The organism is Duganella aceris (genome assembly GCF_011090165.1).
Taxonomy (GTDB): Bacteria; Pseudomonadota; Gammaproteobacteria; order Burkholderiales; family Burkholderiaceae_D; genus Rugamonas; species Rugamonas aceris.
This window is the reverse complement of the sequence record NZ_JAADJT010000009.1, coordinates 128,781-154,521: the sequence shown is the minus strand read 5'-3', so window position 1 is coordinate 154,521 and position 25,741 is coordinate 128,781. Positions and strand designations below refer to the sequence as shown.

Sequence of the window (25,741 nt, the reverse complement as noted above, 5' to 3'; positions counted from 1 at the left end):
TTCTATTTCTCCTGCGCGGCCGGGGCCGCGGCGATGCTGTTGGGTGGGGTGCGCGCGATGTCGATGCCGCGCAGCGTCAAGCGCCCCTGGCCGCTGCTGAAGACGCGGAACTCGACCGTCGACAGCGGTTGGTCGCTGCGGAAGCGCAGCGCGATGCGTTGCGGGCCGGCGTCGGTGAGCTGGCGGCGCGCCAGGATGGTGACGCCGCCGCCGTCGACGATGTCGACGAAGCCGAAATCATGCACGCCGTCGCCGCCGGCGTCGAGCGCGAACTGGACCGTGTAGTCGCCGCCGTTGAGCGCGCGCATCGGTCCGAAGTGCAGGGCGCCCGATTCGCCGGGCTGTGCGGTCAGCGCGCCCGGCTGCTCCGGCCCGCCCTCGAGCCGGCCGATCAGGTGCATCGATTGCGCGTCGATGCGGTAGTGCACCGGATTGTCGACGGCGAGGTCCCACGACGGCAGGCTGGCGGCCAGGTTGGCCGGGAACACCAGGATGGTGTAGTCCTGGAAGCGCAGGCGGCGCTGCGCGCCGGCGTAGCTGTCGAGCAGCGGCTGGTTCAGCGCCTGCAGTTCATCGTCGCGCAGCATCAGGAAGGTTTCGCCCTGCCAGTACGACGGTTGGTACCAGCGGTTGGAGCTCAGCTTGCGCACCGGCTGCGGCAGGCCGCGCTCGATGCTGACCTGGCGCACCCGCAACGCGCCGCCGCTGAGCACCGACAGCTTGCCGGCGTTCCAGAAGCTGGCGTAGCCGTAGCGCAGGCCCTGCTGTTGCAGGAAATGACTCAGCTGCTGGTCCGGCGTCTGCAGCATCACGCCCTGGCGCGGCAGATGCAGGAAGCTGCTGTAGGGATACAAGTAGGAGGCCGGCGCGCTGGAGGCCAGCAACAGCACACCGGCCAGGCCGGCCGCGCGCAACAGCGGCGGCAGCGCGCGCCGGTCGACCACCACGCCGATCAGGATCAGCAGCATGATCAGCAGCGACGGCACCAGGTAGCGTACGCCGCCGGGCGCATAGCCCATGTCGGCCAGGTCGGTGGTGAGCACGATCAGCAGGTTCAGGCCGAGCGAGACGGCGGCGAACACCACCACCAGCTGGCGCGAGGTGCGGCGCGGCTGGACCGCCTTGTACAGCGCCCACGGCAACATCAGCAACAGCACGAAGGCGCCCACCAGGCGCAGCATCTGGTAGGCGCCGAACAGCGACACCACCGTCGAGTTGGCGCGCGGCACGCCGTCGAACAGGCCGACCACGCCGGCCACCACGCCGGCCCCCTGCTTGCTCATGTGGTCGAAATCCAGCCACTGCATCGCGGTCAGGCCGGCGGTGTTGTGCACCTTCTGCAGCGTGTATTTGCTCAGCAGCACACCGAGCGCGATGCCGGCCACGGTCAGCGCCAGCGCCAGCAGCTGGCGCCGCGACGCCGGACGCCGCTCGCCACGCGCGGCCTGGTATTCCAGCCACTGCTGGCAGGCGCCGGCGCACAACAGCGGCAGGCCGTAGAACAACAGCGCCCGTTGCGGATTGGCCCAGAACACCAGCGCCGTCAGCGCCACGGTGGCGGCGGCCGACAGCAGCAGCCGGCGGCCGCCCTTGGCCTGGCTCAGATGCCAGTAGGCGCAGATCAGGTAGCAGGCCATGTAATACATCGAGCCGTAGGCGGCCTGGCCGTAGATGTGCTCGGCCATGATCAGCGACATGCCCGCCGACAGCACCAGCATGCCCAGCAGCCGCGCCAGCCGGCTTTGCTCCAGCAGCCCGGTCAGCAACCAGGTGCCGTGCAGGATCAGCGCCGCCGACACCAGGTCGGAACCGGCGTGCGCCAGGAAGCCGTTGTGCATGAACAGCAGCAGCGGGAGCACGAAGGTCTGGGTGTAGAACACCCACAAATCGTTGTTGGCGTAGTTCCAGTCGGGCGGGAAGTAACGGCCGGTTTCGATGATTTCCTGCGCCAGCAGGTTCTTGACGGCGGAGTCGGAGTGGAACATCAGCTGGTAGTCCACCAGCAGGTAGAACGCCAGCAATAGAATATTGATGCAGAGGAAAATCGGTAACCAGCGTCTGGTCAGCATCCCAGATTGGAATAGGCGTGGGAGCATAGCAGCGTGTAAATAAAGGTAAAAGTGTCGTTTAGTATATCGGGCTATTGCGAAATCAGCAATGCGGCGCGGCCCGGCCGGGAGTCCGGCGCGGGCGCTAAATTGTGATAATTTGTAAGCCTAGGGTAATTTGACGGTCGCAGCGCGGTACCAGCGGCGGCGCAGCACGCAATCGCCGAGCCGCTCGGCGCTGGTCGCCCAATCCAGATAGGGCATGGCGGCCGACGCCGGCGCCTCGCCGGCCGTGTGCAGGGCCAGCCAGCGCGTCAACGCGGCGGCCAATTCGGCGTCGTCGTCGGCGCTGAAATACCAGACGTGTTCGCCGCCCACTTCGCGGAACACCGGCAGGTCGCGGGCGATCACCGGCAGCCCATGCTGGGCCGCCTCGATCAGCGGCAGGCCGAAACCCTCGCCCATCGACGGCGCCAGCAGCGCGGTGCTGTCCTGGTACAGGCGCAGCAACATTTCGTCGCTGGCGCGCTCCAGCCAGAACAGGCGTTTGCCGGCTTCGGCGTGGGCGCGCAAGGACGGGCCCAGCTGGTCCAGCAGCCAGCCGGCCTTGCCGGCGATGACCAGGTTGACGTCGACGCCGTCGCGCCACAGCCGCTCCAGCGCGCGCAGCGCCTGGGTGTGCATCTTGCGCGGCTCCAGCGTGCCGACCATCAGCAGCGTCGGCCGCTGTCGCAGCAGCGCCAGCAGCGCCAGTTCGTCGGCGCCGATGCCGCCGCTCGGGGCGCTGGCCGCGATGTCCGCGCCCAGGTGGGCGTAGCCGACCTGTAATGGCGCGGTGCGCGTCGGCGGATGCAGGTCCAGCCAGTCGAGCAGTTCGTCGGCGGTGGCGCGCGAGATGCACACCAGGCCGTCCGCCAGCGCGGCGATGGTCTCCAGCCAGGCGCCGAAGGCGGCCGCCACCGGCGCGTGGAACCATTCGGGATGGCGCAGCGGCAGCAGGTCGTACACCACGAAGTGCAGCAGCACGCCGTGCCGCCGCAGGTCGTCGAGCATGGCGCGGTTGCGCACCGCCGCCTCCAGCGTCAGGTCGAGGCCGAGGAAGACGTCGCCCTCGGCCACCCGCAGCGGCTCCTCCTCGCCGGCCGGCGCCGGCTGCTGGCGCGGCGCGCCGTCCTGGTCGCCGCCGGCGACGGCATAGGCGTAGTAGCCGCCGGCGTCGTACACCGGCCGCACCCGGAAGCCGGCCGGCGGCGCCGCCAGCAGCGCGGTCAGAATGCCGCGCGTGACGCGCTGCACGCCGGAGCGGGCGTCGTGCCGGACCAGCTCAGACAGGTCGAGCAGCAGTTGCGGCGTGGCGTCAGGCTGCATGCAGGCTTCCTTCGGCGCCGTCGAACAGGGTGACGCCGCGGTTGTGCAGCGCGGCGGCGGCGGTCGCCGGGGCGCCGCTGCCGGCCGCGCCCAGCACCAGCAGCGCGTCGCGCGGGCTGACGTCGGCCACGGCGTCGGCCAGCGTCAGTTCCTCGCGGCCGATCAGCGCCAGCGTGTAGCGGCGCGCGTAGTGGTAGCCGTCTTCTTCATGACGCACCGGTTCGACCCGGTAGCCTTCGGGCGGCGCGGCCAGCAGCCGCAGCAGCCGGGCGCGTGCCGCCGGGTCGCTCTCGGTGCCGCCGATGTCGACCAGTAGTTGCGGTACGTTGCGCGGCGGCGCGTTGGCCGCCAGGCTGGCCGCCACCTGCACCCAATCCTGTTCGTCCGGCTCGGCCACGGCGGTGATCTCGCCCAGCGCCGCCAGCACCTGTTGGTATTGGGCGCGCGGGCTGTGGCGCGCGAAGTCCTCGATGGCGGCATGGTAGGCGGCGCCGACGGCGGCCGGGTGGTGCACCCGGTGCATGTACTCGGCGCTGTCGGCGATCAGCCGCTCGGCCAGGCCGGCCTCGTCGCGCAGGCGCAGGATCGCGCCGCTCAGTTCGGCGTCGGTGAACTCGTCCGGCAGTTTGATGGCCACGTGGTCGGGAATTTCCACCGCCGAGCCGTGCGCGTTGATGATGGTCGGCAGGCCGTAGGCCAGGCTGTCGAGGATGGTGAGCGAGGTTTCGCCGCGCGAGCGGCTGCGCAGCTGCACGCCGCAATCGGCGGCCGCCAGGTAGGTACGGAAAGTCTCCTGCGAAACGAAACCGGTGATCTTGACGTTGGCGTGGCCGGCCATGCGCGCCGCCAGCGCGTTGCCGAACGGACCGACATGGTTTTCGCCGACGAACACCAGATGGCAGTTCTTGGCCTTGGCCAGGTCCGAGTTCAGCCACGCTTCAAGGATCTTGTCGTTGCACTTGGTGACCGCCAGCAGGCCGAACGAACACACCAGGAAATCGTCGTCGCCCAGGCCCAGCGCGGCGCGCGCGGCGGCGCGGTCGAGCGTGCCCGGTTGCGAGCGCAGCAGCGGGATGTAGCGCCAGTCGCGGTACTGGTCGGCGCCGTACCAGCGCTTGGCCAGTTGCTGCGAATAGCTGGAGTGGACGATCACGCCGGCGGCCTGGTCCAGCACCGGCTTGTTGCACGGGTAGTGGTAATACGAGGCTTCACGGCCCTCGGCCTTTTCATGCATCAGCGCGGCGTAGCCGTGCGATTGATACAGCATGCGGGCGTAGGCGTTGCTTTCGCGGTTCAGCGACGACAGGTAGTGCGCCGCGCCGCTGAGGTAGAAGTCGTGCAGCACCACCACGCCCGGATGGCGCGCCAGCAGGCCGAACATATGGGCGTGGAAGCCGGAGTTGCCGAAGTGGTACAGCACGCGGTCGTAACGCTCGGCGTTGGCGTCGAACCAGGCGCTGTCGCGCACCGGGAAGTTGGCCGCGATCCAGCGCTCGCCGACCTCGTGCTGGTTGACCACCACTTCGATGTCGTAATAGCGCGCCAGTTCCGGCAGCAGCTCGACGCTCTGGTCGGCGATGCCGCTGCGTTCCGGCGGCAGCGGCGACACATAGGCCAGGCGCGGCCGGCGCGTGCCGGGCGTCTGCGTCAGCGTGCCGCCGACGGTCACGGCGACGCGGCGGCTGTCCAGGCGGCGCTGGTGCACCTGCTCGAAGGCGCCCAACGCGGTCTTGGCGCTGGCGTCCCACGAGAACAGCTTGGCCTGCTCCAGGCCGTGCGCGCGCAGCGCAGCGCCGAAGGCCGGCGTGCTCAGCACCTCCTGCATCTTGGCGGTGATCTGCTCGATGTGGTTGGGATCGAACAGCGCGTCGGCGCGGCCGATCACTTCCGGAATGCTGCTGTTGTTGGAGCCGATCACCGGCACGCCGCAGGACATGGCCTCCAGCGCCGGCAGGCCGAAGCCTTCCTGCAGCGACGGGAACACGAACAGCGAGGTCAGGTTGTACAGCGACACCAGCTCGTCGTCGGAGACGAAGCCGGTCAGCACCACATCGCCTTCCGGCACGCCGTGCCTGGCGGCGATCGCCAGCAGCCGCAGCCGGTCCTCCTGCTTGACGCTGCACACCACCGCCAGCTGGTACTGGCGGCGTTGCTCGGCCGGCAGCTTGGCGTAGGCGGCGATCAGGCCGTCGATGTTCTTGCGGTAGTCGATGCCGCCGGTGTACATGATGAACGGGCGGGTCAGCTTGTATTTTCCGCGCAGCGCCAGTTCCGCCTCGGCGCTCATGGCGCGCGGCACGAAGATGGTGTCGACCGCCGACGAGATGTTGACCACTTGCTCGTCCGGCAGCTGCAGCGCCTCCATCGCCTCTTGCCGCGAGTAGCCGGAGATCGCCAGCAGCAGTTCGGCGTTCTTCAGGCTTTGCAGCTTGCGGTAGTACCAGTTGGCGACGTTGGGGTCGGTCAGGTAGGTTTCCTTGCGGATCAGCGGAATCAGGTCGTACAGCGTGACGGCGGTATCGAAGTCGCCGCGGCTGTGCAGCGCCGAGGTGCAAGCGTCCTCGCCCAGGCCTTCGAACAGGCTCGACATGTGCACCACGTCCGGCTTCAGCCCGGCCAGGTAATGCTCGCGCAATTGCTCGGCGGCGCGCACGCGCCAGCTGTTGAGCGGCTGGTGCTCCCAGATCTGCGCCGGCAGCGTGTAGCCGCCGATCTGGCTTTGCGGCAGGAATTCGCCCAGCGTGCGGCGCAGGTCGGCCACGGCGTCCGGGAAGTGGTTGTTGACGGCGACGTGCAGCTCATGGCCGCCGGCCTGGCGCAGCATGCCTTGCAGCAGGGCCATCGAATAGCGGCCGATGCCGCGGTTGGTGCTGGAGCCCTGGCAAGCTTGCAGGTCGATTACGATACGCATAATGGGTCGGTGGTCCGGTCAGGAATGGGGGGACTGGCGGCGGGCGCGGCGCAGGTCGTCGAACACCTGGCGCGCCGCTTCCGGCAGGCCGTCCAGGTTGGTGGGGGCGGGGGGCGGCGCGGCCTCCGGCGACGGCGCGTGGGCGTTGTTGAGTTGGAGCCGCAGCTTGAGCGCGCGCATCACCGGCACCATGAACGGCAGCCGCGAGATGTTCCGGCGCAGGAAGAACGACAGCCTCGGCCGCGCGGTGACATAGCGCAGCGCGGCGCCGGCCAGGCCCTTGACGCGGCGGCGCGTGGCGCGCACCGCGCGGCCCGGCAGCGCGCGCGCGAAGGCGCGCAGGCGCGACAGCGTCAACTTGCCCCAGCGCAGTGGATAGGTCAGGCGCCACGACAGGCTGGCGTAGACGCCGTGCAGCGTCTGCTCCATATACGTGGCGTGCTGGCGCAGCGGCGGCAGCTGGGCTTCGGCGGCGTCGGCGCGCGCACGCTGCTGCTCCGTCTGTTGCTGTTGCTGCTGCAGCGCTTGCTCGCGTTGCTGCAGCGTTTGCTCCAGTTCGTGCCGCTGTTGCTGCAGCACGTGCTCGCGCTCGTGCTGCTGTTGCTGTTGCAGCGGCAGCTCGGCCTCGGCCGCGTAGGCGCGCAGCGCCATCTCCTCCAGTTGCCGCTCGGCGGTGTCGCCGCGCCGCTGTTCGGTTTCGAGGCGGTCGAATTTTTCGCGCCATTCGCGCACGTGGGCCTGGGCCCAGTCGCGCGCGCTCGCCGCTTCCTGTTCGGCGGCGGCGACCGCCTGCCGCCACTTGGCCAGCGGCTGGGCGTAGGGATGGTCTTCGCACAACAGGAACGCGTCGGCCGGATGCGGCGGCAGCGCCAGCGCGGCGGCCAGCGTCGCGTGCTCGGCGGCGACGTAGAACTGGTGCAGGCCGCCGGCGTGCGCCAGGCGGTAGCCCTGCGCCTCCAGCGCCGGCAGCGCCGTCGTGCCGGCGTCGCGCAGCAGGATGATCCACGGCCGACGGCGTTGCAGGTCCAGCCCGTCCAGCGCGGCGCGCTCGCCCAGCTTGAGAAAATGGATTTGCGCCGGCGCGTGTTGCGCGCAGACGGCGTCCAGCGTTTGCAGTTCGACGCTGCGCCGCACTACCTCGCGGCCGGCGGCGCGCCGCTGAAGCGCCAGGTCGGCGTCGAAGGTGCCGTCCTCGCCCTCGATGTCGTACCAGTCGCGCCGGTCCGGCGCGGCGGCGGCCGCCAGCGCCAGGTTGACGTCGGCCGGGCGGGCGATCCGCAGGTCGCGCAGCGGCGCCGGCGCCGGCTCCAGGTTGACGCCGCGCCAACCGTGCTGATAGAACGCCTGGGTGGCGTTGCCCTGCAGCGGCGCGCCGGCGGCGGCGTCGATGTAGAAGCCGCGCTCGACATGGCGCAGCGCGCGCATCAGCAGCACGTCTTCGAAATTGGGGGCGTAGGACGTCAGGCTCATGGTTGCGCAACTCCGTATTCGATCTCGATGTCGGGGTTCAGCCAGGTGCTGCCCTCGAAGTAGGCGTGCTTGAGGTTCATCACCTCGAACACCAGCGCCAGGTCGCGCCATTCGTAGTTCTGGCCCAGGTGGTTGTCGCTGCTGTGCAGCGCGGTCGCCACCGAGTAGCTGCCCGGTCCCAGGTTGAGCGGGAAGCGCCAGTGCGCGCGCAGGCGCTGGCCGGCCTTCAGCCCGCTCATCGGCTTGAGCTTGTGGTAGGTGTTGGTGCCGAAGATGTTCTGGCCCAGCCGGTCCTTGATGCGGAAGCCCAGCGTCAGTTCCGGGATGTCGGCGTGGATGTCGATCTCGACGCACAGGTCGACGTCGCCGCCGACGCCGTGCACCTCGGCCGGCGTGCCGTCGTCCTTCAGCAGCGCCACCGAGCGCACGCTGGCCTCGCCGGTGCCGGAGATGGTCTGCACCTTGCCGTTGTCGAGGGTTTCCTGGCGCACCGAATCGGCGGCGGTTTCACGCTCGGCCAGCATGGCGTTGTACAGGTCCATGATCTCTTCCGGCGTGCCTTCCTTGCTGACGCGGCCCTTGTCGAGCAGGATGGCGCGGTCGCAGATCGACTGGATCGCGCCCTTGTCGTGCGAGACGATCAGCAACGTGGTGCCCTCGGCGCGGAAGGCGCGGATGCGTTCGAAGCTCTTGTGCTGGAAGTAGGCGTCGCCGACCGACAGCGCCTCGTCGACGATCAGCACGTCGGGGCGGCGCGCGGTGGCCACCGCGAACGCCAGCCGCATCTGCATGCCGCTGGAGTACACGCGCACCGGCTGGTCGATGTATTCGCCGATTTCGGCGAACGCTTCGATCTCCGGCATCAGCGTGGTGATGTCGTCGGCGCTCAGGCCGATCAGCTGGCCGGCCATGTAGGCGTTCTGGCGGCCGCTGAAGTCGGGGTGGAAGCCCATGCCCAGCTCCAGCATCGCCGCCACCCGGCCGTGCATGGCGACGCTGCCGACCGACGGCGCGGCGGTGCCGGTGATCAGCTTCAGCAGCGTGCTCTTGCCGGCGCCGTTGATGCCGATGATGCCCAGCGCCTGGCCGGGGCGGACGCTGAAGTTGATGTCCTTCAGCACCCAGATCTGCTGGTGCCTGGGCTTGGACGGCAGCAGCCATTCGAGCAGGCGGGCGCGGTGGGTCGGATAGCGCTTGTAGGCCTTGCCCAGGTTCGTTACGTGTATGCTGCCGTTCACAGTTCGTCCACCATTTCACCCGCGCGGCGGCGGAAAAGTTGCATGCCCAGCAGGCACAGGAGCGCCGCCAGCGCGGCGGCCGGCAGCAGGCTGGCCCAGTTCGGCGCGACCGCCGCCACCAGGATGTCCTGGTAGGCCTGGATCACCGGCGCCATCGGGTTGAAGGCCAGCAGCCGCTGCGCCTCGGGCGGCAGCACCGCGACCGGGTACACCACCGGCGTGAACCAGAACCAGAACTGCAGCGCGATGCTGAAGGCCTGGCCGACGTCGCGGAAAAACACGTTGAGCACGCCGAGGATCATGCCCAGGCCGAGCGCCAGCATGATCTGCAGCGCCAGCACCGGGAACACGGCCAGGAACACCCAGCCGGGGAAGTTGCCGGAGACCAGCAGGAAGGCGGTGAACAGGCCGAAGATGATGCCGAAGTTGACGCCGGCGTTGCACAGCACGATGATCGGCAGGCACAGGCGCGGGAAGTTGATCTTCTTGATCAGGCCGGCGTTGTCGAGGAACACCGTCTGCGCCTTGGTCGTGATTTCCGCGAAGAAATTCCAGGTCAGCACGCCGGCGCACAGGTAGATGCTGTAGGCGAAGGTCGAGCTGACGCCGGGCAGGCGGTTGTGCATCACCTGCGAAAAGATCACGGTGTAGACCACGATCATCGCCAGCGGATTGAGCACGGTCCAGGCGGCGCCGAGGATGGAGTTGCGGTACTTGGACTGGAATTCGCGCTGCACGCTGCCCAGGATGAAGCCGCGGTAGCTGGCGAGGTTGCGCAGGCGGCCCAGGATGATCATGGGCGGGCTCCCGGCGCGCGGTGGTGGGGAATGGCTGGTGTCATAGTGTCGGTGATGATGCGCCGCATCGGCGGCATGGGAAAAAAACGCGCAATTATACCTTGCGCCTCAAGGGCCTTCGACCAGCTTTTGCAGGCCTTGCGGATCGACGATCAGCAGCCCCTTGCTGTCCTTCTGGATGATGCCCTGCTGCACCAGCGCGGTCAGCGCCCGGGTCACCGTCTCGCGGCTGGTGTTGATCATGTTGGCGATGTCCTGGTGGGTCGGCAGGTTCTTCACCATCTCCGGCTGGCCCGGCGCCTCGGACGGCGATTTCATCTGCACCAGGAAGGTGTAGATGCGGCGCGTGGTGTTGTTGATGCTCAGCAGCGAGCGGAATTCGGAGTCGCGCTGGATCTTGGCCGCCAGGTGGCGCAGCATCAGCTTGGCCACCGACGGCGAGTGCGAAAACAGGTGCAGCGCGGCGGGCGCCGGCAGGAACGCCACCAGCACAGGGCTCATCGCCACCACCGAGGCGGTGCGCTGGGAATCGTTGATGACCGCGATCTCGCCGAAGAAGTCGCCCGGCGCCAGCATGCGCAGGCCGATCGCGCGCCCGTCCTCGGTGACGTCGATCACCTGCAGCTGGCCCGACAGCAGAAACAGCAGGCCGTCGCCGGCCGCGCCCTTCTGCAGCACCACGTCGCGCTTGGCGTGCTGGCGGAAACGCAGCTCGGCCTTGAGGCGCTGCACTTCTTCGTCGCTGAGGCCGGCGAGCAGGGGAATGCGCCGCAGGTGCACCTGCACGTTTTGCGCAGACGCCTCGTTGCCGGCGGCGGGGGCCGGAGCCGGCTGTTCGGTGTCGGTCGGGTGGGTCGGGTTGGTCATCGGTACGCCTAAAACGTTACTTATACTTAATTTTGGGGCGGTTGCGGCGAATTGTTGCAGTTTGTTGCAGCTGTCACAGATTGGACCAGCGCCAGCTGAACTGGATCTGGCGCGCATCGTACTGGAAGATCGAGATGTTTTCCCGGTTGCGCACCTCGCGCCATTCCAGTTGCAGGGCCTGGTCGCGTTGCAGCGGATAACTCAGCACCGCGCGCAGCACCAGGTTGTTTTGCCGCCGCGTCAGGTCGATCACGCCCGGCGAGTACGCGTTCTGGCCGCGCCAGCGCTGGCCCACGAACTCCAGCTCGCCCTGCAGCGACGGCAGCAGCATACGCCGGCCGTACAGCCGCGCCGACCAGCCGCTGCGGTCGCCGCCCGGGCGTTCCGCGCTGCCGAGGTCGCGCTGGTAGCCGAGCGCCGCCTGCGCCTGGCTGTTGGCGTTGTGATAGCCCAGCACGTTGCGCAGCTCGTAGGTGGTCGAATCGAAATTGGCCAGCGTCTTGTAGCTGGTGCGCGAGACGCTGCCGAGCAGGCTCAGATCGTAGCCCTTCGGCAGTTTCCACGGCGGCGCCGCGCGCATCTGCAGCTGCGCCTGTTCCTGGTACAGCACGCCGCCGAGGGTCAGCGCGCCGAGCAGGCCGGAGCTGCGCATCTGCCAGTCCGCCAGCCGCCACGGATGCTCGGCGCCGACGAACAGCGATGCCGAATTATAGTCCGACTGGCGGTCGTACTGGCGCAGGTGGACCTGGGCATAGGCCAGGTCGCCGTCGGCGCTGAGGTCGCGCAGGTAGTCGCCGGAGACCACACTGTAGTGGTCGCTGCGCGGCTTGTACTGCGGCAGCAGTTCCAGCGGCACGCCGTTGCTGTCGGTGAAGAAGGGGACGCTGGCGCCCTGGTTGACGTTGCTGTCGTAGCCGCGCGCGGCGTTGACGCCCCACAGCGCCTGCGCCTTCCAGCTGTAGCAGCCCTGCAGCCGCTGCTGGGCGATGATGTCGCGGATGCCCTGCGGCGGCTGGAATTCGCGCTCGATGCGCTGGAACAGCGATTCGGCGTCGGCGTCCTGGCCCAGCGCGCACTGGATCATCGCCAGGTCGAGCCACTCGCCGGCGTGCTGCGGGCCGCGCGCGATCAGGCGTTCCAGCACCAGGCTGGCGTCGGCGCGGCGGCCGTCGGCGATCGACTGCATGGCCGCCATGTACAGGTCCTCGTCGACCGGCGTCTCTTGGGCGACGGCGGCGCTCAGCGCCAGTCCCGCCAGCAGGGCGAACAGGTATTTCTTCACAATACTCCTTGTTGCGGCGCGTGCGCCAGCAGGGTGTACAGGGTAGTCGGATGCTCTTTGCCGCGCAAGGTCAGCGCGCCGATGTTCAGCAGCCGGTGGCGGCGGCACAACGCGGCGGTGCCGGGGCCGACGATCACGTCGTGCGGCAGGTCGCGCGCCGCCGTCTCCAGCCGCGACGCCACGTTGACGCTGTCGCCGACCGCGGTGTAAATGCTGCGCGCGGCCGAGCCGAAATCGCCGGCCATGGCGCGCCCGCTCTCGATGCCGATGCGCACCCGGATCCGCGCCAGGCCGCGGCGCGCGCGCTCGGCGTTGAACACCAGCATCGCCGCCTGGATCGCCTCGGCGGCGTCAAGCGCCTGGTCGGCGTGGTCCGGCACCGGCAGCGGCGCGCCCCAGAACGCCACCAGGCCGTCGCCGGTGAACTTGTCCAGCGTGCCATGCGCGGCCAGCACCGGCCCGGTCAGGCAGTCGAGGAAGGCGCGGGTCAGCTCGGCCGCCTGTTCCAGCGGCAGCGCCGCGACGTGGGTGGTGTAGCCCTGCATGTCGGCGATCAGCGTGGTGACCTCGCAATGGCTGGGTTTGAGCGGATCGACCAGGTTGCTGCGCAACAGCTCGTCGACCACGGCGTCGGCCACGTACTGGCGCAGCGTGTCGAGCAGGCGGCGCGACTGGCGCTGCGACAGCTGCCAGGCGAACGGCACGCCGACCGCCAGCATGAACAGGTTGCCCAGCAGCGGGCCGCTGATGCCGAACAGGGCGTCGTGCGGCGCCATGTGCCAGGCCAGTGTCAGCCACAGCGCCGAGGCGGCGGCCAGCACGGCGACGTTGACCAGCGCCGACTTGCGCGGCAGCGTCCAGGCGCACAAGGCGATGGTGGCGGCGGCGAACAGCACCGCGATCGGGCGGCCCGGCCACGGCGCCGGCGCCAGGCCGGCGCGCGCGTCGAGCTGGGCGGTGAGGGCGGCGGCGTGCACCAGCAGGCCGCTGGTCGAGGCCGACAGCGGCGTGGCGACCCGGTCGGCCAGTCCCAGCGAGGAGGAGCCGATCAGCACCAGCTTGTCGCGCAACAGCTCGTCCGGGGCCGACTGGTCGAGGATCATGCTGGCCGGGATGACCTTGTAAGCGTCCCATTGCAGGCGGTAGGGCAGGCGGCGCAAGCCGCCGCCGTGCTGCATGCCACCGGTCGGGCCGTCGGCGGCGCCGCTGGCGGTCCCGCCGCAACAGTCGAGCAGGGCCAGCGACAGCGTGGGATAGTCGCGGCCGGCGAAGCCGGTTTGCATCGGCAGGCGCCGGATCACACCGTCCGGGTCGGGCACGAAGCCGATGTTGCCGATGTGGGCGGCGCGCGCCAGGCCGGCGTGGTTGGCGATGTAGCCGCTGGCCGCGACCGCGTCGTCGCTGCGGCGCGCCGCGTTGCCGCCGCTGAGCCGGCCGACCCGCAGCGGCATGTTGCCGTTGTAGTCGAAGGCCTGCGGCAGCACCAGCGGGCCGTGCTGGCTCAGCATCGCCAGACGCGCGTCGCCGCCGGCGTCGGCCGGTTCGGGCAACACCAGGTCGAGCGCGACGCCGCGCGCGCCGTACGCGCCCAGCAGCTGTTCGATCATGCTGGCGATGCGCTCGCGCGGCCACGGCCACGGGCCGGCGGCCGCCAGGCTGGTCTCGTCGATGTCGATCACGGCCAGCCGTTGTTCTGTTTGGACGGATGCTTGCCGCCGTATCAACTGGTCGCGCAGCCATTCGTCTGCCCCGGTCCAGGCCAGGCCGCTCTGCGGCCACTGGCCACAGACGGCCAGCAGCAACGCCGCGCACGCGATCACTCGGCGCAGCGCGGCGGGGGAGACGGCTCGTGGCACGAAAAACGACTTCATCGAGGCAAAGACAGCATACGGAATCGAGGATGCGTGTTATGGGTCAGGCGGCGAACATGCCGTGACGCGGTGTGCGGCGAACGGCGGCGGAAGTGTAACAAAAGGTGAGAAACGGTAACAGCGGTGGCTGGTTGGTTGCGTACAGGCTACAGTGTAGCTCAGAGAAATGTGTCTGCGTGAAATTGTGACGGGCATCACAGGAAATATTTGAAGACGCACGCACAATGCGTTAAAAGGAGTAATGGCTATGGGGTCTCAATTTTCGTCGAACAATAAGCTGAGCAACTGGCGTCGCCTGGTCGCGGCTGCGGCATTGCTGGGTTGCGGCGCGTTCGCGCATGCCGGCGAAGCGGGCCGCATCGTCTTCGTCGCCGGCGAAGTGTTCGCCGACAGCCGCCGCGCCGCGCTCAACGACGCGGTGCAGGAAGGCCAGGAGCTGAGCACCGGCAAGGACGGCTATGTCTATCTGAAGACCGTCGACGACGGCCTGCTGATTCTGCGCCCGGCCAGCCGCGCCCGCATCGTCGCCTACCATGTGGATCGCCAGACTCCGTCCAATACCCATGTCAAGCTGGAATTGCTGTCGGGCGTGGCGCGCAGCGTCTCCGGCACCGCCGTCAAGCAAGCGCGCCAGAATTTCCGTTTCAATACCCCGGTCGCGGCGATCGGCGTGCGCGGTACCGACTTCACGGTGTTCACCGACCAGGAAAGCTCCAGTGTAACGGTGCTGTCCGGCGCCATTGTGGTCAGCGGCTTCGGCGGCGCCTGCCTGCCGACCGGCGGCGGCCCATGCGAACACAACGCCAGCCGTGAACTGGCGGCCGGCCAGACGGGCCAGATGTTGCGCGTCAAGCGCGGCGACGCGACCCCGCAACTGTTGAATAGTAATAGCTCGGCGCCCGACGCGGCGTCGCCACCGCGCAGCGATGAGCCTTCCGGCAAGAGCGGCGGCGGCCAGGCGCTGAACGAGCCTGGTTTGGATGCGCAAAAAGCCACGGCGGTGATCCAGCAAGTGCGGAACGTACAGAAAAATGACATATCACCTCCGGCGGTGTCGCCGCCGATAGTCGTGTCGCCGCCGGTGACGCTGCCGCCGCCTGACGTGGTGGTCAGTCCGCCGACGACGCCGACGCTGCCACCGCCGGAAGTGATCATTCCGGCAGCGCCGGCTAGTCAGCTTGTATGGGGGCGCTGGGCTGCATTGGCCGAACAGGCTGCAACCATCGACGCGACGCCGTTGCTGGCGGCGGGCGGTAAGCGGGTGGCATATAACTCTTATTACACGATTGTTCGCACTAAAGGCGCGGATTGGGAAATCCCGCTTCAGGGCTCGGTTGGATTCGTGTTGCGCGACAGCGAAGCGTTCGTGATGAATAGTGCCACGCAGTTGGCCACGGCGGCGACGCTACAGAATGGGCAGTTGCAAGTCGACTTTGACAAGCGCACTTTTAGCACCGGATTCGATTTACTTAGCAGCGGTGAGACATTTAAATTGCAAGCGACAGGTTATGTCGGGACCAAGGGTGATTTAAGTGGCAATAACCAGTTTGTCCGCCCGACCAATATGGCGGTGAGCGGTTCGCTGGGCGCCAGCGATAACGCGGCTTATATATTCTCCTCTCGGCTGGACGACAAGCGCACCGCCAACGGGGTTACCTACTGGACCAAGTAGTAACTCTGCCAATCAGGTCGAAGATAGGAATGCCGCAATCGCGGCATTTTTTTCGCCGGTCCATCGGAGCGCCGCCATATTCTATTTTTGAATATACTAAAATTCTTATTCGCCTTTCGATACAAATATGCTACTGCTTAAATATTAAGCAGTGAGCACTATTGATTTCCCCATAAGCTTCTCCCATAATGCATCTCGGACTTTTATAGGAAAAAACTTATAAAAAAAGGGAGGTTTCGCTGTTTCGTGTGATGACCGTCACATGTTCCTGTTCAACCTTCTGCCATGATGGCTGCCGTAGTACTGCAAGCTGATCCAGCTGATTGCTGCACGGCAGACAATTTATCAATCTTTAGGAGTTTAATTAATGGCTACCATTACCGCTGCAACCGCTACCGAAATCCAAACCCTGTACGTTGCATACTTCAACCGTCCAGCAGATCCACTGGGCTTGCAATCGTGGCTGGCAACCGGCGCATCCGTCGACCAAATCGCCGCCGGATTCTCCGCTTCGGCCGAATACACCACCACCTACGCTGGCAAAACGCCTTTCGATTTGGTTAACTCGATCTACCTGAACCTGTTCGGTCGTCCAGCAGAAGCCGCTGGCCTGACCCACTGGGCGTTGCTGCTGACCTCCGGTGCTGAGACCTTCGCCACCATCGTTGCAACCATCGCTAATTCGGCACAAAACGACGACCTGACCGCGATCAACAATAAAGTAGCCGCTGCTGAAGCATTCACCACCAGCCTGGATACCGCTGCTGACCTGCTGGGTTACGACGGCGCCGCCGCCAACGCAGTTGTCAAAGCTTGGCTGGCTGGCATCACCACCACCGCTTCGTTCACCGCCGCGACCACCCCAGCCGCGCTGCAAACCGTTGCTGACGCAGCTGCTGTAGCTCACACTGGTTCGATCAATCTGCCGACCAACTTCAACCTGACCAACGGTACCGATACCCTGACCGGCACCAGCGGCAACGACATCTTCACCGCTGCTCCAACCGTGTTCATCGATAACACCGGCGCAACCAAAATCGTTGACTCGTTGCAAGTCGTTGACACCATCAACGGCGGCGCCGGTCAAGACATCCTGGCTGTTACCATCGCCAACGCAGCCACCGACGTTACCCCAGCACTGACCAACATTGAGACCATCAATGCTACCTTCACCGCCGCCGGCAAGCTGAATCTGTCGAACGCAACCGGTGTTACCGCTATTAACGTCAAAGGCAGCACCGCTGCTTCGGTCATCAACGGCGTAGGCGCAGTTGGCACTCTGGGCGTATCGAACGTTGCTACTGCTGCTGCTACTGTTAGCTTTGACGGTTCGACCGCTACGACCCTGGGTCTGAACGTTGATACCGTAGGCGCTACCTCGCAAGTCGTTATCGATATCGGCGCAGTCGCTGCTTCGAAAGCCACCACCATCAACATCGCCACCACCGGTTCGAGCTTCGAACTGAAAGACACTGGCGGCACCAACGTTGTGACCGCACTGACCATCGCTGCAACCGGTAAAAACACCGTTAAACTGAGCGACGGCGCAGCGATTGGCACCCTGGCCGTGACCGGCGCTGGTTCGGTTAACGTTTCGTCGGTTGACCTGGTTAAAGTCAACACCCTGACCGTTGGCGACGGCGGCATCACCTTCACCACCGGTGACTCGACCGCTACTTCGTTCACCGCCACCACTGGCGCTGGCGTGGACAAGCTGACCGTTGACGGCGCTGTTGTTAAATCGATCAGCACTGGTGCAGGTAACGACGTAGTGAACATCGGTACTGCTGCTCTGGTTGGCACGGCTACCATTGATCTGGGCGCAGGCGACGACACCATTAACTTCAGCGCTGCTCCAGCGACCGGCGCCACCATCACCGGCGGCGCAGGTAAAGACACCCTGGGTCTGAGCGTTACCAACTACAACACTGTTGCTGGTTATGTTCCTGCTGATCTGGCCAAGATCACCGGCTTCGAAATCCTGAGTGTTACCGATACTGCAATCGCCGACACCACCGTTATCGATCTGTCGAAAATTGCTGGCCTGACCGGCTTCCAGTCGGCTGGCGTAGCTGCTGGCGTGGGTTCCTCTGCTTCCGTGATTAACGTTGGCGCAGCTTCGGACATTATCCTGAAGGGCGACTTGGCCACCAATACCGGCGCGCTGAATGTGACGCTGAAAGATGCAACTGGCGCGGCTGACGTGGTCAACCTGACCATCGACACGCTGATCACCCAGAGCAACAACGGCACCGTCAACACCACTGCGGCAACTGTGACCTCCACGATCTCGGGCGTTGAAACCCTGAACGTGAAGAGCACCGGTACCCTGAGCGCTGACGTTGCTGCTGGCGACAAGACCGACATCGGTGCAAACACCCTGGTTCTGACCGACACCGCACTGGTTAACCTGAACGTGACCGGCGACCAAAGCTTCACTTTCGCTTCGAAAGCTGGCTCGATCAAGCTGGCTTCGGTCGATGCATCGGCTAACACCGGTGGCGCAAGCATCAACGTTTCGGCTGCTGCTATCGATGGCACCGCTTCGGCGATCACCATCAAAGGTTCGCTGACCGCTGCTAACGTTCTGGTTGGTTCGGGCAATGCCGACACCATCACCGGCGGCGCTAAAGGCGACACCATCACCGGCGGCGCTGGCGCCGACCTGCTGAACGGTGGTGCTGGTAACGACACCTTCGTGTACTTGGCTGCTACCGATTCGACTCTGGTCAAGCTGGACATCATCACCGGCTTCGCGGCTAACACCTACGGCAGCGGCACCGATGGCGCAACCGGCGTGAAAGCTGGCGCTGATGCAACCAAGTGGACCGGCGACGTTCTGGACTTCAATGCTGCTACCGCGTTGACCTCGGTTGTTGTTGGCGTGTACACCAATTCGTCCGATGCACAGATCTTCCTGCAGAACAACAATGGTTCGACCAGTGTTGGCGCAGCGCTGGATTCGACCACCGGCAAGCTGTACATCGACTTGGATGCAAACGGCACCGTTGACTCGGTGATCCAGCTGACAGGCGTGACCACGCTGACCGCAGCTGCATTCGTAGTGTAATTAGGCTTTCTGGCGGCAGCGCTTCGCTGCTGTCAGATCTCTAAAACCGCCGTTGTAAAACGGCGGTTTTTTTTCATTACGTAAATTTAATGTGACGTGCATCACATATTTCGTATTATTTGGGCGATAATGTGTGTTCTCGGCGAAAACCAGTCCTCTCCGCCATCAACGTATTTACCTTGCACTGTGATGCATCCATGAAAAATTCCATGAAACCGAAGAACGAGATTGAACTGGCGTTAAGCAAGTTCAAGGGCGCGTTCTTTACCGTCGGCGCCTTCAGCGCAGTCACTAATCTGCTGATGCTGGTCCCGTCTGTGTATATGTTGCAGGTCTACGACCGCGTGCTGCCAAGCCGCAACGAGACCACCCTGCTGATGCTGACCGTGATGATGCTGGGCGCCTATTTGTTGATGAGCATGCTTGAACTTGTGCGCAGTTTCGTGCTGGTGCGTGTGGGAGCCAAGTTCGACATGGAAATGAACAAGCGCGTCTACACCGCCGCGTTCGAACAGAATCTGAAGAAAGGCGGCGGCAACGCTGGCCAGGCGTTGATGGATCTCACCAACATCCGCCAGTTCTTGACCGGTAACGCGCTGTTTGCGTTTTTCGACGCTCCATGGTTCCCTATCTATTTGATAGTTATTTTTCTTTTCGAACCGTCACTCGGCGTGTTCGCGCTATGCGGCACCGCGGTGCTAATCACGCTTGCCTATGTCAACGAGCGGGTCACACACAAGCCTCTGGCTGAAGCAAATACCACAGCAATCGCGTCGACCAATCTGGCAACGAACAACTTGCGTAACGCTGAAGTAATCGAGTCGATGGGCATGCTGCCTAATCTGATGGGGCGCTGGCTCAAACTTCATGGAAACTTCCTGCGTCTTCAGGCGGAAGCGAGCGAGAAGGCTGGCAAGGTCGCTGCTGTGACCAAATTCGTCCAGGTATCGTTGCAATCGCTGGTGCTTGGCTACGGTGCTTTGTTGGCCGTTGAAGGAAAAATTACACCCGGCATGATGATTGCTGCCTCGATCCTGGTCGGTCGTGCTCTGCAGCCGGTTCAGCAGGTTATCGGCGTCTGGAAAACATATAGCAGCACCCGTAGCGCCCACGAACGCTTGACCAAGCTTTTAGCAGATAATCCCGCTCGTTCGGCCGGCATGGAATTGCCCAAGCCGGTCGGTGCCATCACGGTCGAAACTGTTACCGCAGCACCACCTGGGGCGACTGTGCCTGTGCTTCGAGGGTTATCCTTCGCCATTGCGGCAGGGGATGTTTTAGGTGTCGTTGGCCCTAGCGGTTCCGGCAAGTCGACACTGGCGCGGCTGCTGGTCGGTATCTGGCCAGCGGCTGTGGGGAAAGTGCGCTTGGATGGCGCGGATATTTACCAGTGGAACAAAGCCGAACTTGGTCCGCATATTGGCTACCTTCCTCAGGATATCGAATTGTTCGGTGGCACCGTTAGTGAAAATATCGCCCGCTTTGGCGACATTGATGCTGAAAAAGTAGTGCTGGCTGCGAAACGCGCAGGGGTGCATGACATGGTTCTGCAACTGCCCAAAGGCTACGACACAGTACTGGGCGACGGTGGTCTGGGATTGTCGGGCGGTCAGCGCCAACGTCTAGGTTTGGCTCGTACGCTGTACGGCGACCCATCAGTAATCGTGCTCGATGAACCAAATTCGAACTTGGATGATATCGGTGAACACGCTTTGGTCCAAGCAATTATGGATTTGCGCCAACGTGGTAAGACCATTGTATTGGTAACCCATCGCACCAACATTATCGGCGCTACAAACAAACTGCTGGTCCTGCGTGATGGTACTGCTGCAATGTACGGCCCTACCAAAGACGTTTTGGCGGCAATTAATGAATCTAACCAAAAAGCTTTGCAAGCACAGCAGCAAGCCAAGGCGCAGCCACAAGCCGCACCACAGCCACCACAGCCACCGGAGCCACCGCAGCCACAGGCTGCTATGGCAGATACAGAACAGGAGTAATCATGGCAAATATGCTGAGTAAAAACACCACTGCAACGGAAGTGATTGCGCATGATGTCACACCGCTGGAAGTGAAGACTGATTCAAGCGGTTATGCCCGTTTTGGCTGGCTTTTAATATTAGTAGGTGTCGGTGGTTTCGGCCTGTGGGCCTCATTCGCGCCCCTCGACAAGGGGGTGCCGATGCAGGCGACGGTCACCAAGGAGAGTAATCGCCAATCGATCCAGCACTTGTCCGGCGGTACGATCAAAGAGATTCTCGCCCGCGATGGCGATGTCGTCAAAAAAGGCCAAGTGCTGGTGCGCATGAACAATGTCGCGGTCACCAGCCAAGCCGAGACCACGCGTGCTCAGTACATCACTAGCCGCCTTGCGGAAGCACGCTTACTGGCGGAGCGCGACGGTAAGAAGGAGCTGACATTCCCGCCGACGCTTAATGAATTCAAGACTGACCCGCGTGTCATTGACGGGTTTAGTTTGCAGAAGCAGTTGTTCACGTCGCGCCACTCATCGCTGGAGAGTGAGCTTGGTGCTATTGAGGAAAATATCGCCGGCTTAAAGCTGCAAATCAAAGGATTGCAAGAGTCGCGCGACAGTAAGAAGGTTCAGCTCGACATCCTCAAGGAACAACTCGTCAATATGCGCGAGCTCTCCAAAGAGGGCTATGTCGCACGTGCGCGCCTGCTGGACCTGGAGCGTACCTATGCTCAAATCAACGGCCAAATTTCGGAGGACCTCGGTACTATTGGGCGTTCGCAGCGCCAAGTAACCGAGCTGACCCTGCGCCGCATGCAGCGCACCCAAGATTTCCAGAAGGAAGTGCGCTCTCTGCTGGCCGATACGCAGCGCGAAGCGGAAGCGCTCAGTAGCCGTATTACCGGTCAAGATTACGATATGGCCAATGCCGACGTAAAGGCTCCTGTCGACGGCACGGTGGTCGGTCTTGCTGTGTTCACGCCAGGGGGGGTGGTAGGTCCTGGCGCTAAAATGATGGACTTGGTTCCCACCGATGACCCGTTGGTGGTGGAAGGGCAATTGCCCGTCAACTTGATTGATCGCGTTCACACAGGTATGCCGGTTGAACTTATGTTCTCGGCGTTCAACTCCAATCGTACGCCCCACATTCCTGGGGTAGTTACGCAAGTTTCCGCTGACCGAACAGTTGAGGAGCGCACGGGGGCCGCCTTTTATAAAGTACGCGCCAGAGTTACACCTGAAGGGCTGAAAATCATCGAGGCCAAAAAGCTGGGGATTCAGTCTGGCATGCCAGTTGAAATGTTCGTCAAGACGGGTGAGCGTACGCTGATGAGCTATCTGCTCAAGCCTATCTATGACCGCGCGAAGACGTCGTTGTCGGAGGATTGAGCATGAATTTCACTAAGAAGTCAAAGGTGCGTGTCATTGCTCTGGTGGTCGCGGTTGCCAGCACACTGCCGGTCGGCAGTGCTCATGCTCTGACTTTGATGCAGGCATTCCAAGCTGCGCTCGCGAATGACCCTACTTATCAGCAAGCGGAACAGGATGCCATTGGTGGTAAGGAATATAAAGTGCTAGGTCGGGCGGGCCTGTTACCTAACGTACAAGCCAGTTATAGCGCTAACCGCAATCGCGTCGATCTCGAAGCACCGAACTTCTTGGGGCAGAGGACCACCACCCATCCAGAGTACGTCAGCCGTTCGGCTGCGGTTACGCTGCGGCAGACATTATTCAACATGGATGCATGGGCACGTTACAAGCAAGGCATTGCTCAGGTTGGCTATAGCGATGCGAATTTTGCCGGTCGCGGCCAAGACTTGATCACCCGCGTAATCGGCGCTTATATCGATGCATTGTTTGCTAGTGAGCAGGTACGCATTGCAACAGCGCAGCGTGACATGTATGTGGAGCAGAAGTCCGTTAATGATTTGCTGTTCGCTAAAGGCGAGGGCACCAAGACGGACATGCTGGAAACACAATCGCGGTTAGATTTGTCGGAGGCCCAGTTGTTGGAGGCAAGTGACAATCAGCAGACCCAATTGGCAGCGCTGTCGACCATCGTCGGGCAAGAAGTGACGACGCTCGACGAACTGGCGCCCAACTTCCGCATTGCGGAGATGCCAGAAGGCGGCTTCGAAGCTTGGCGTAAGATCGCATTGGAGGAAAATCCTGACCTGCGCGCGCAAAAGTTTGCGATTGAGGCGTCGCGTCAGGAGGTGACCAAGTCGCGCGCCGGTCACCTTCCTCGTCTCGACTTCGTCGCTAGCTACAGCAAAGCCGATGCCGAGACCATCAATACCTACAACCAGAATACGGTTAACCGCACTATTGGTATCCAATTGGTTGTGCCGCTGTATTCAGGTGGTTCGGTCAGCGCGAGCTCGCGTCAGTCGGTGGCGGGGTTAGAGAAAGCTAAGTCCGAACTGCAGGTCCGCACCGATCGTATTTTAATCGACTTGCGTAAACAATATTCCTCGGCGATCAGCAGCGTTGCTAAAATTCGCGCGCTGGAAAAGGCGGTTAGTTCGGGAGAGTTGCTGGTAACTGCGACCGAGCAAAGTATCAAAGGCGGCGTACGCATTAATCTCGATTTGCTGAACGCACGCCAGCAGTTGTATTCCAGCATGCGCGACTTGGCGCAAGCACGCTACACATATTTAGTCGCACGAATGAAATTGCGTGCCGATGCGGGTATCGCCGGCCCGGACGATGTTCAGGAAATGTCGTCATATTTTCGCTAATTTGAATGGCAGCTTTGGCTGCCATTTTCATTCGTTCTGATGGGAAAAGTAATCGTTTTTTACGCGGTAGCCGCCTGTGGTCGACCGTGCGACAGTAACTCACCCCATCGCCGGCCCAGGGAGTTGCTCCAGCTTTCGACGGTTTTGTGGACAGCCCATGCCAGCGCTATGGTGCACGGCAGTGTGATCAGCATCGCCACGCCATACCGGCATCCCTGATCGATCAAAATCTTAAGCGCACAGTAACCGAACAAGGCATGAACGCAATACAGTGGATAGCTTATTGCCGCAAGTAAGTCCAGCAAGCGCAGCGGGCGAAAACGCTCGCGTAGAGCATAGCACAGCGCAAATAAGGCGAATGCGCAGTAGTACCAGACTGTCACCGATGGAAATTGTCCTTGCTGTGGGCCGCTGGCCCAAGTCCAGCTGAATACGCCGATGGTCAACAGCGTTCGTGATACCAGCGCGCGGGTTGAGATCAGTCCACTAGCATGCTGATAAAACACGCAGCCGGCCAACATGAAAACGATATAGTTCAATTCCATCAGAAGCGGGACAGCGAGGGCGACACCTTGAGTGCCGTTCCAAGTGAGGGCAGCTGCGGCGGCCAGAAATCCCAGTAACCAATGCACAGCAGGACGAAACAGCGCGGCACCGCCGAGAGCCATCAGTAGGTAGAATTTGACCTCGATTGCCAGCGTCCAGTTGACCGCGTCCATAGAAGGTAAGCCGGTCAGGTTAAAAACCAGCAGTGCGTTTGCAATCAGCACCTTTAAGTCATAGCTGAACGGCTGCCCCCAATAGCGCGAGCTCAGGTAAATCATCAACGTGCCCAGTCCCAGGCAGCAGGCATAAGTGGGAAAAATTCTCAGCAAGCGATTTACCAAGAAGCCTGCCACACTTAATTTGCGCAAGCTGAATGGGATGACGAAGCCACTGATTAGAAAGAACAGAGCCACACCAAACGGCCCTTGGTATTCGAGTTCAAAAATGTGCACCCAAGGCGCCTTGAAGAGATGCAGATTCGGCGAGAAGGTGCGAGCCGCTAACAGGTCCTGTTCGGCAAAAAAGGTGCCAAAGTAATGGGTCATCACAACTAGCAATGCTGCAATCCCACGCAACTGATTGGCGAATATAAATTTTTTCATAGATGTTGGGTAAGCGCATCGACAAGGCGCCTGCGACAGGGAATTTATGGCGCAAAGCGAGATAATTTAGTACAGTCAACATTGCCATTATAAAGCACGCGCTTTGCTGACCCCCACGTTGTTACCTCGGAAGAAATGCATGCGATCGTTGAATTTGCCGTACAACCCTCGCATTGACCAATTACGTTGGTTGGCTGCGACCATCGTCTTCCTTTACCATTTTTATGTCGAGTATTGTGGTGCCGGCGGTGCTGCATTCGATAGTGTTTGGGCTGGTATCATTACAGAAGGGCATACGGGAGTCGGACTTTTCTTTACGTTGTCGGGGTTTCTGTTTATGCAGATCGCGTTGGCCCACGGACAATTGGAGTACCGTGATTTTGTTCGCAATCGCACGTTACGAATTGTGCCATTGTTTTTCACGATATTTTTACTAGCGACATCCATCGGACGGGATAAATTCCAAGGCCAAGACATTTTTTATCTACTCGCGACTAATCTAGGCAGTTCTCCTACCAGCGTTAGCGTGGTCACGGGCGCAGCATGGTGCATCTCGCTCGAGTTCCTGTTTTATCTTGTGTTTCCATTCTTAAGTCGGTTCGCCATTGAGCAAGGGCCACGTTACCTACTCAAACTGCTAGTCCTGATGATGTTTTTCAAGTTGGTCTCTTACAATGAAAACGAACATAGTACGATCATGTACTTCAGCACCTTCGTAGGACGTTTCGACCAGTTCATCATCGGTATGCTTGCCGCGATGCTGTATCAGCAGCGACAAGTACTGCTGCGGCGACTTAGCCTGTGGTTGGCGCCGTTGGCGCTCATGCTGGCTTGCGCTAATAGCGCTTTGCAAGCGCACCTCGCACCATTCAACGTGCAGCCGAAGTCAATATTCTGGATCAGCTGGTCGATGCAGGAAAGTTTAGTGTGGGCCTGCATGATTGTTGCGTGGGTCAGCTTCCCCCGTCTCTTGCCGGCTTGGCTAGAGTGCATGTTATGCCATGGGGGCAAGATCAGCTTTTCATTCTACTTACTCCACATGGCCGTTATTCATTTCATGTTCCGCGCGGTGGGACCATTGCACATTAGCGGGCAGCCACTGTTCGACACGTTGCTGTTCGGCGTGATGTTGTACGCAGCCACTTGGGCGCTTGGAACGCTTAGCTACCACGTTGTCGAAGAGCCTTTCTTAAACATGCGACGGCGTTACGGCGCGGCGCGGAATGCTTAGGCTTAGCTTTGCCGATTCGCTAAAACAATGGCATACTGCTCTCGCCTTTTTT

General features: G+C 62.8%; 16 protein-coding genes. 6 read left to right on the top strand and 10 right to left on the bottom strand.

Annotated features, from left to right (window positions below; genetic code table 11):
- Nucleotides 1-2 precede the first annotated feature (2 nt).
- The 9 genes from GW587_RS20095 to GW587_RS20055 form a co-directional block, all read right to left on the bottom strand.
- A complete protein-coding gene (locus GW587_RS20095; protein WP_166106383.1) occupies nucleotides 3-2,069 on the bottom strand; it encodes a hypothetical protein in 2,067 nt (688 codons plus the stop codon).
- 147 nt (nucleotides 2,070-2,216) lie between these two features.
- Complete coding sequence (locus GW587_RS20090; protein ID WP_166106382.1) at nucleotides 2,217-3,416, bottom strand: glycosyltransferase family 4 protein; 1,200 nt, start codon at nucleotides 3,414-3,416, stop codon at nucleotides 2,217-2,219.
- The gene (locus tag GW587_RS20085) at nucleotides 3,406-6,327 is read right to left on the bottom strand and encodes a glycosyltransferase (RefSeq protein ID WP_166106381.1); all 2,922 of its coding nucleotides are present in this window, start codon (nucleotides 6,325-6,327) and stop codon (nucleotides 3,406-3,408) included. The genes GW587_RS20090 and GW587_RS20085 overlap by 11 nt, the downstream gene beginning before the upstream one ends.
- An 18-nt stretch (nucleotides 6,328-6,345) precedes the next feature.
- Entirely contained in the window at nucleotides 6,346-7,797 is a 1,452-nt protein-coding gene (locus tag GW587_RS20080) for an FkbM family methyltransferase (RefSeq protein WP_166106380.1), read from the bottom strand.
- The gene (locus tag GW587_RS20075) at nucleotides 7,794-9,035 is read right to left on the bottom strand and encodes an ABC transporter ATP-binding protein (RefSeq protein ID WP_166106379.1); all 1,242 of its coding nucleotides are present in this window, start codon (nucleotides 9,033-9,035) and stop codon (nucleotides 7,794-7,796) included. Before GW587_RS20075 ends, GW587_RS20080 begins: the two co-directional genes overlap by 4 nt.
- Nucleotides 9,032-9,832, bottom strand: a complete 801-nt coding sequence (locus tag GW587_RS20070; RefSeq protein ID WP_166106378.1) for an ABC transporter permease — start codon at nucleotides 9,830-9,832, stop codon at nucleotides 9,032-9,034. The genes GW587_RS20075 and GW587_RS20070 overlap by 4 nt, the downstream gene beginning before the upstream one ends.
- 108 nt (nucleotides 9,833-9,940) lie before the next feature.
- Entirely contained in the window at nucleotides 9,941-10,699 is a 759-nt protein-coding gene (locus tag GW587_RS20065) for a Crp/Fnr family transcriptional regulator (RefSeq protein WP_166106377.1), read from the bottom strand.
- A gap of 73 nt (nucleotides 10,700-10,772) precedes the next feature.
- Nucleotides 10,773-11,981 carry a tetratricopeptide repeat protein gene (locus GW587_RS20060; RefSeq protein WP_166106376.1) on the bottom strand — a complete coding sequence of 403 codons (1,209 nt, stop codon included), beginning with the start codon at nucleotides 11,979-11,981 and terminating at the stop codon, nucleotides 10,773-10,775.
- Nucleotides 11,978-13,837 carry a CHASE2 domain-containing protein gene (locus GW587_RS20055; RefSeq protein WP_371875626.1) on the bottom strand — a complete coding sequence of 620 codons (1,860 nt, stop codon included), beginning with the start codon at nucleotides 13,835-13,837 and terminating at the stop codon, nucleotides 11,978-11,980. Before GW587_RS20055 ends, GW587_RS20060 begins: the two co-directional genes overlap by 4 nt.
- 262 nt (nucleotides 13,838-14,099) lie before the next feature.
- Between GW587_RS20055 and GW587_RS20050 the strand changes: the two genes are divergently transcribed.
- The 5 genes from GW587_RS20050 to GW587_RS20030 all read left to right on the top strand — a co-directional run bounded on the left by GW587_RS20050 (nucleotide 14,100) and on the right by GW587_RS20030 (nucleotide 23,310).
- Nucleotides 14,100-15,524, top strand: a complete 1,425-nt coding sequence (locus tag GW587_RS20050) for a FecR family protein (protein ID WP_166106374.1) — start codon at nucleotides 14,100-14,102, stop codon at nucleotides 15,522-15,524.
- Between the two features lie 367 nt (nucleotides 15,525-15,891).
- Complete coding sequence (locus GW587_RS20045; protein ID WP_166106373.1) at nucleotides 15,892-18,594, top strand: DUF4214 domain-containing protein; 2,703 nt, start codon at nucleotides 15,892-15,894, stop codon at nucleotides 18,592-18,594.
- Between the two features lie 197 nt (nucleotides 18,595-18,791).
- On the top strand, nucleotides 18,792-20,594 hold the full coding sequence (locus GW587_RS20040; protein ID WP_166106372.1) for a type I secretion system permease/ATPase: 1,803 nt from the start codon (nucleotides 18,792-18,794) through the stop codon (nucleotides 20,592-20,594).
- A gap of 2 nt (nucleotides 20,595-20,596) precedes the next feature.
- Nucleotides 20,597-21,958 carry an HlyD family type I secretion periplasmic adaptor subunit gene (locus GW587_RS20035; RefSeq protein ID WP_166106371.1) on the top strand — a complete coding sequence of 454 codons (1,362 nt, stop codon included), beginning with the start codon at nucleotides 20,597-20,599 and terminating at the stop codon, nucleotides 21,956-21,958.
- Between the two features lie 2 nt (nucleotides 21,959-21,960).
- Complete coding sequence (locus GW587_RS20030) at nucleotides 21,961-23,310, top strand: TolC family outer membrane protein (protein ID WP_166106370.1); 1,350 nt, start codon at nucleotides 21,961-21,963, stop codon at nucleotides 23,308-23,310.
- 59 nt (nucleotides 23,311-23,369) lie between these two features.
- Here the strand turns inward: GW587_RS20030 and GW587_RS20025 are convergent, their stop codons facing one another.
- Complete coding sequence (locus GW587_RS20025) at nucleotides 23,370-24,458, bottom strand: acyltransferase family protein (RefSeq protein WP_166106369.1); 1,089 nt, start codon at nucleotides 24,456-24,458, stop codon at nucleotides 23,370-23,372.
- Between the two features lie 139 nt (nucleotides 24,459-24,597).
- On the opposite strand from GW587_RS20025, the gene GW587_RS20020 reads away from it, so the two are divergent.
- Nucleotides 24,598-25,689: an acyltransferase family protein gene (locus tag GW587_RS20020; protein ID WP_166106368.1), complete on the top strand. Its 1,092-nt coding sequence runs from the start codon at nucleotides 24,598-24,600 to the stop codon at nucleotides 25,687-25,689.
- The last annotated feature ends 52 nt before the right edge of the window (nucleotides 25,690-25,741 follow it).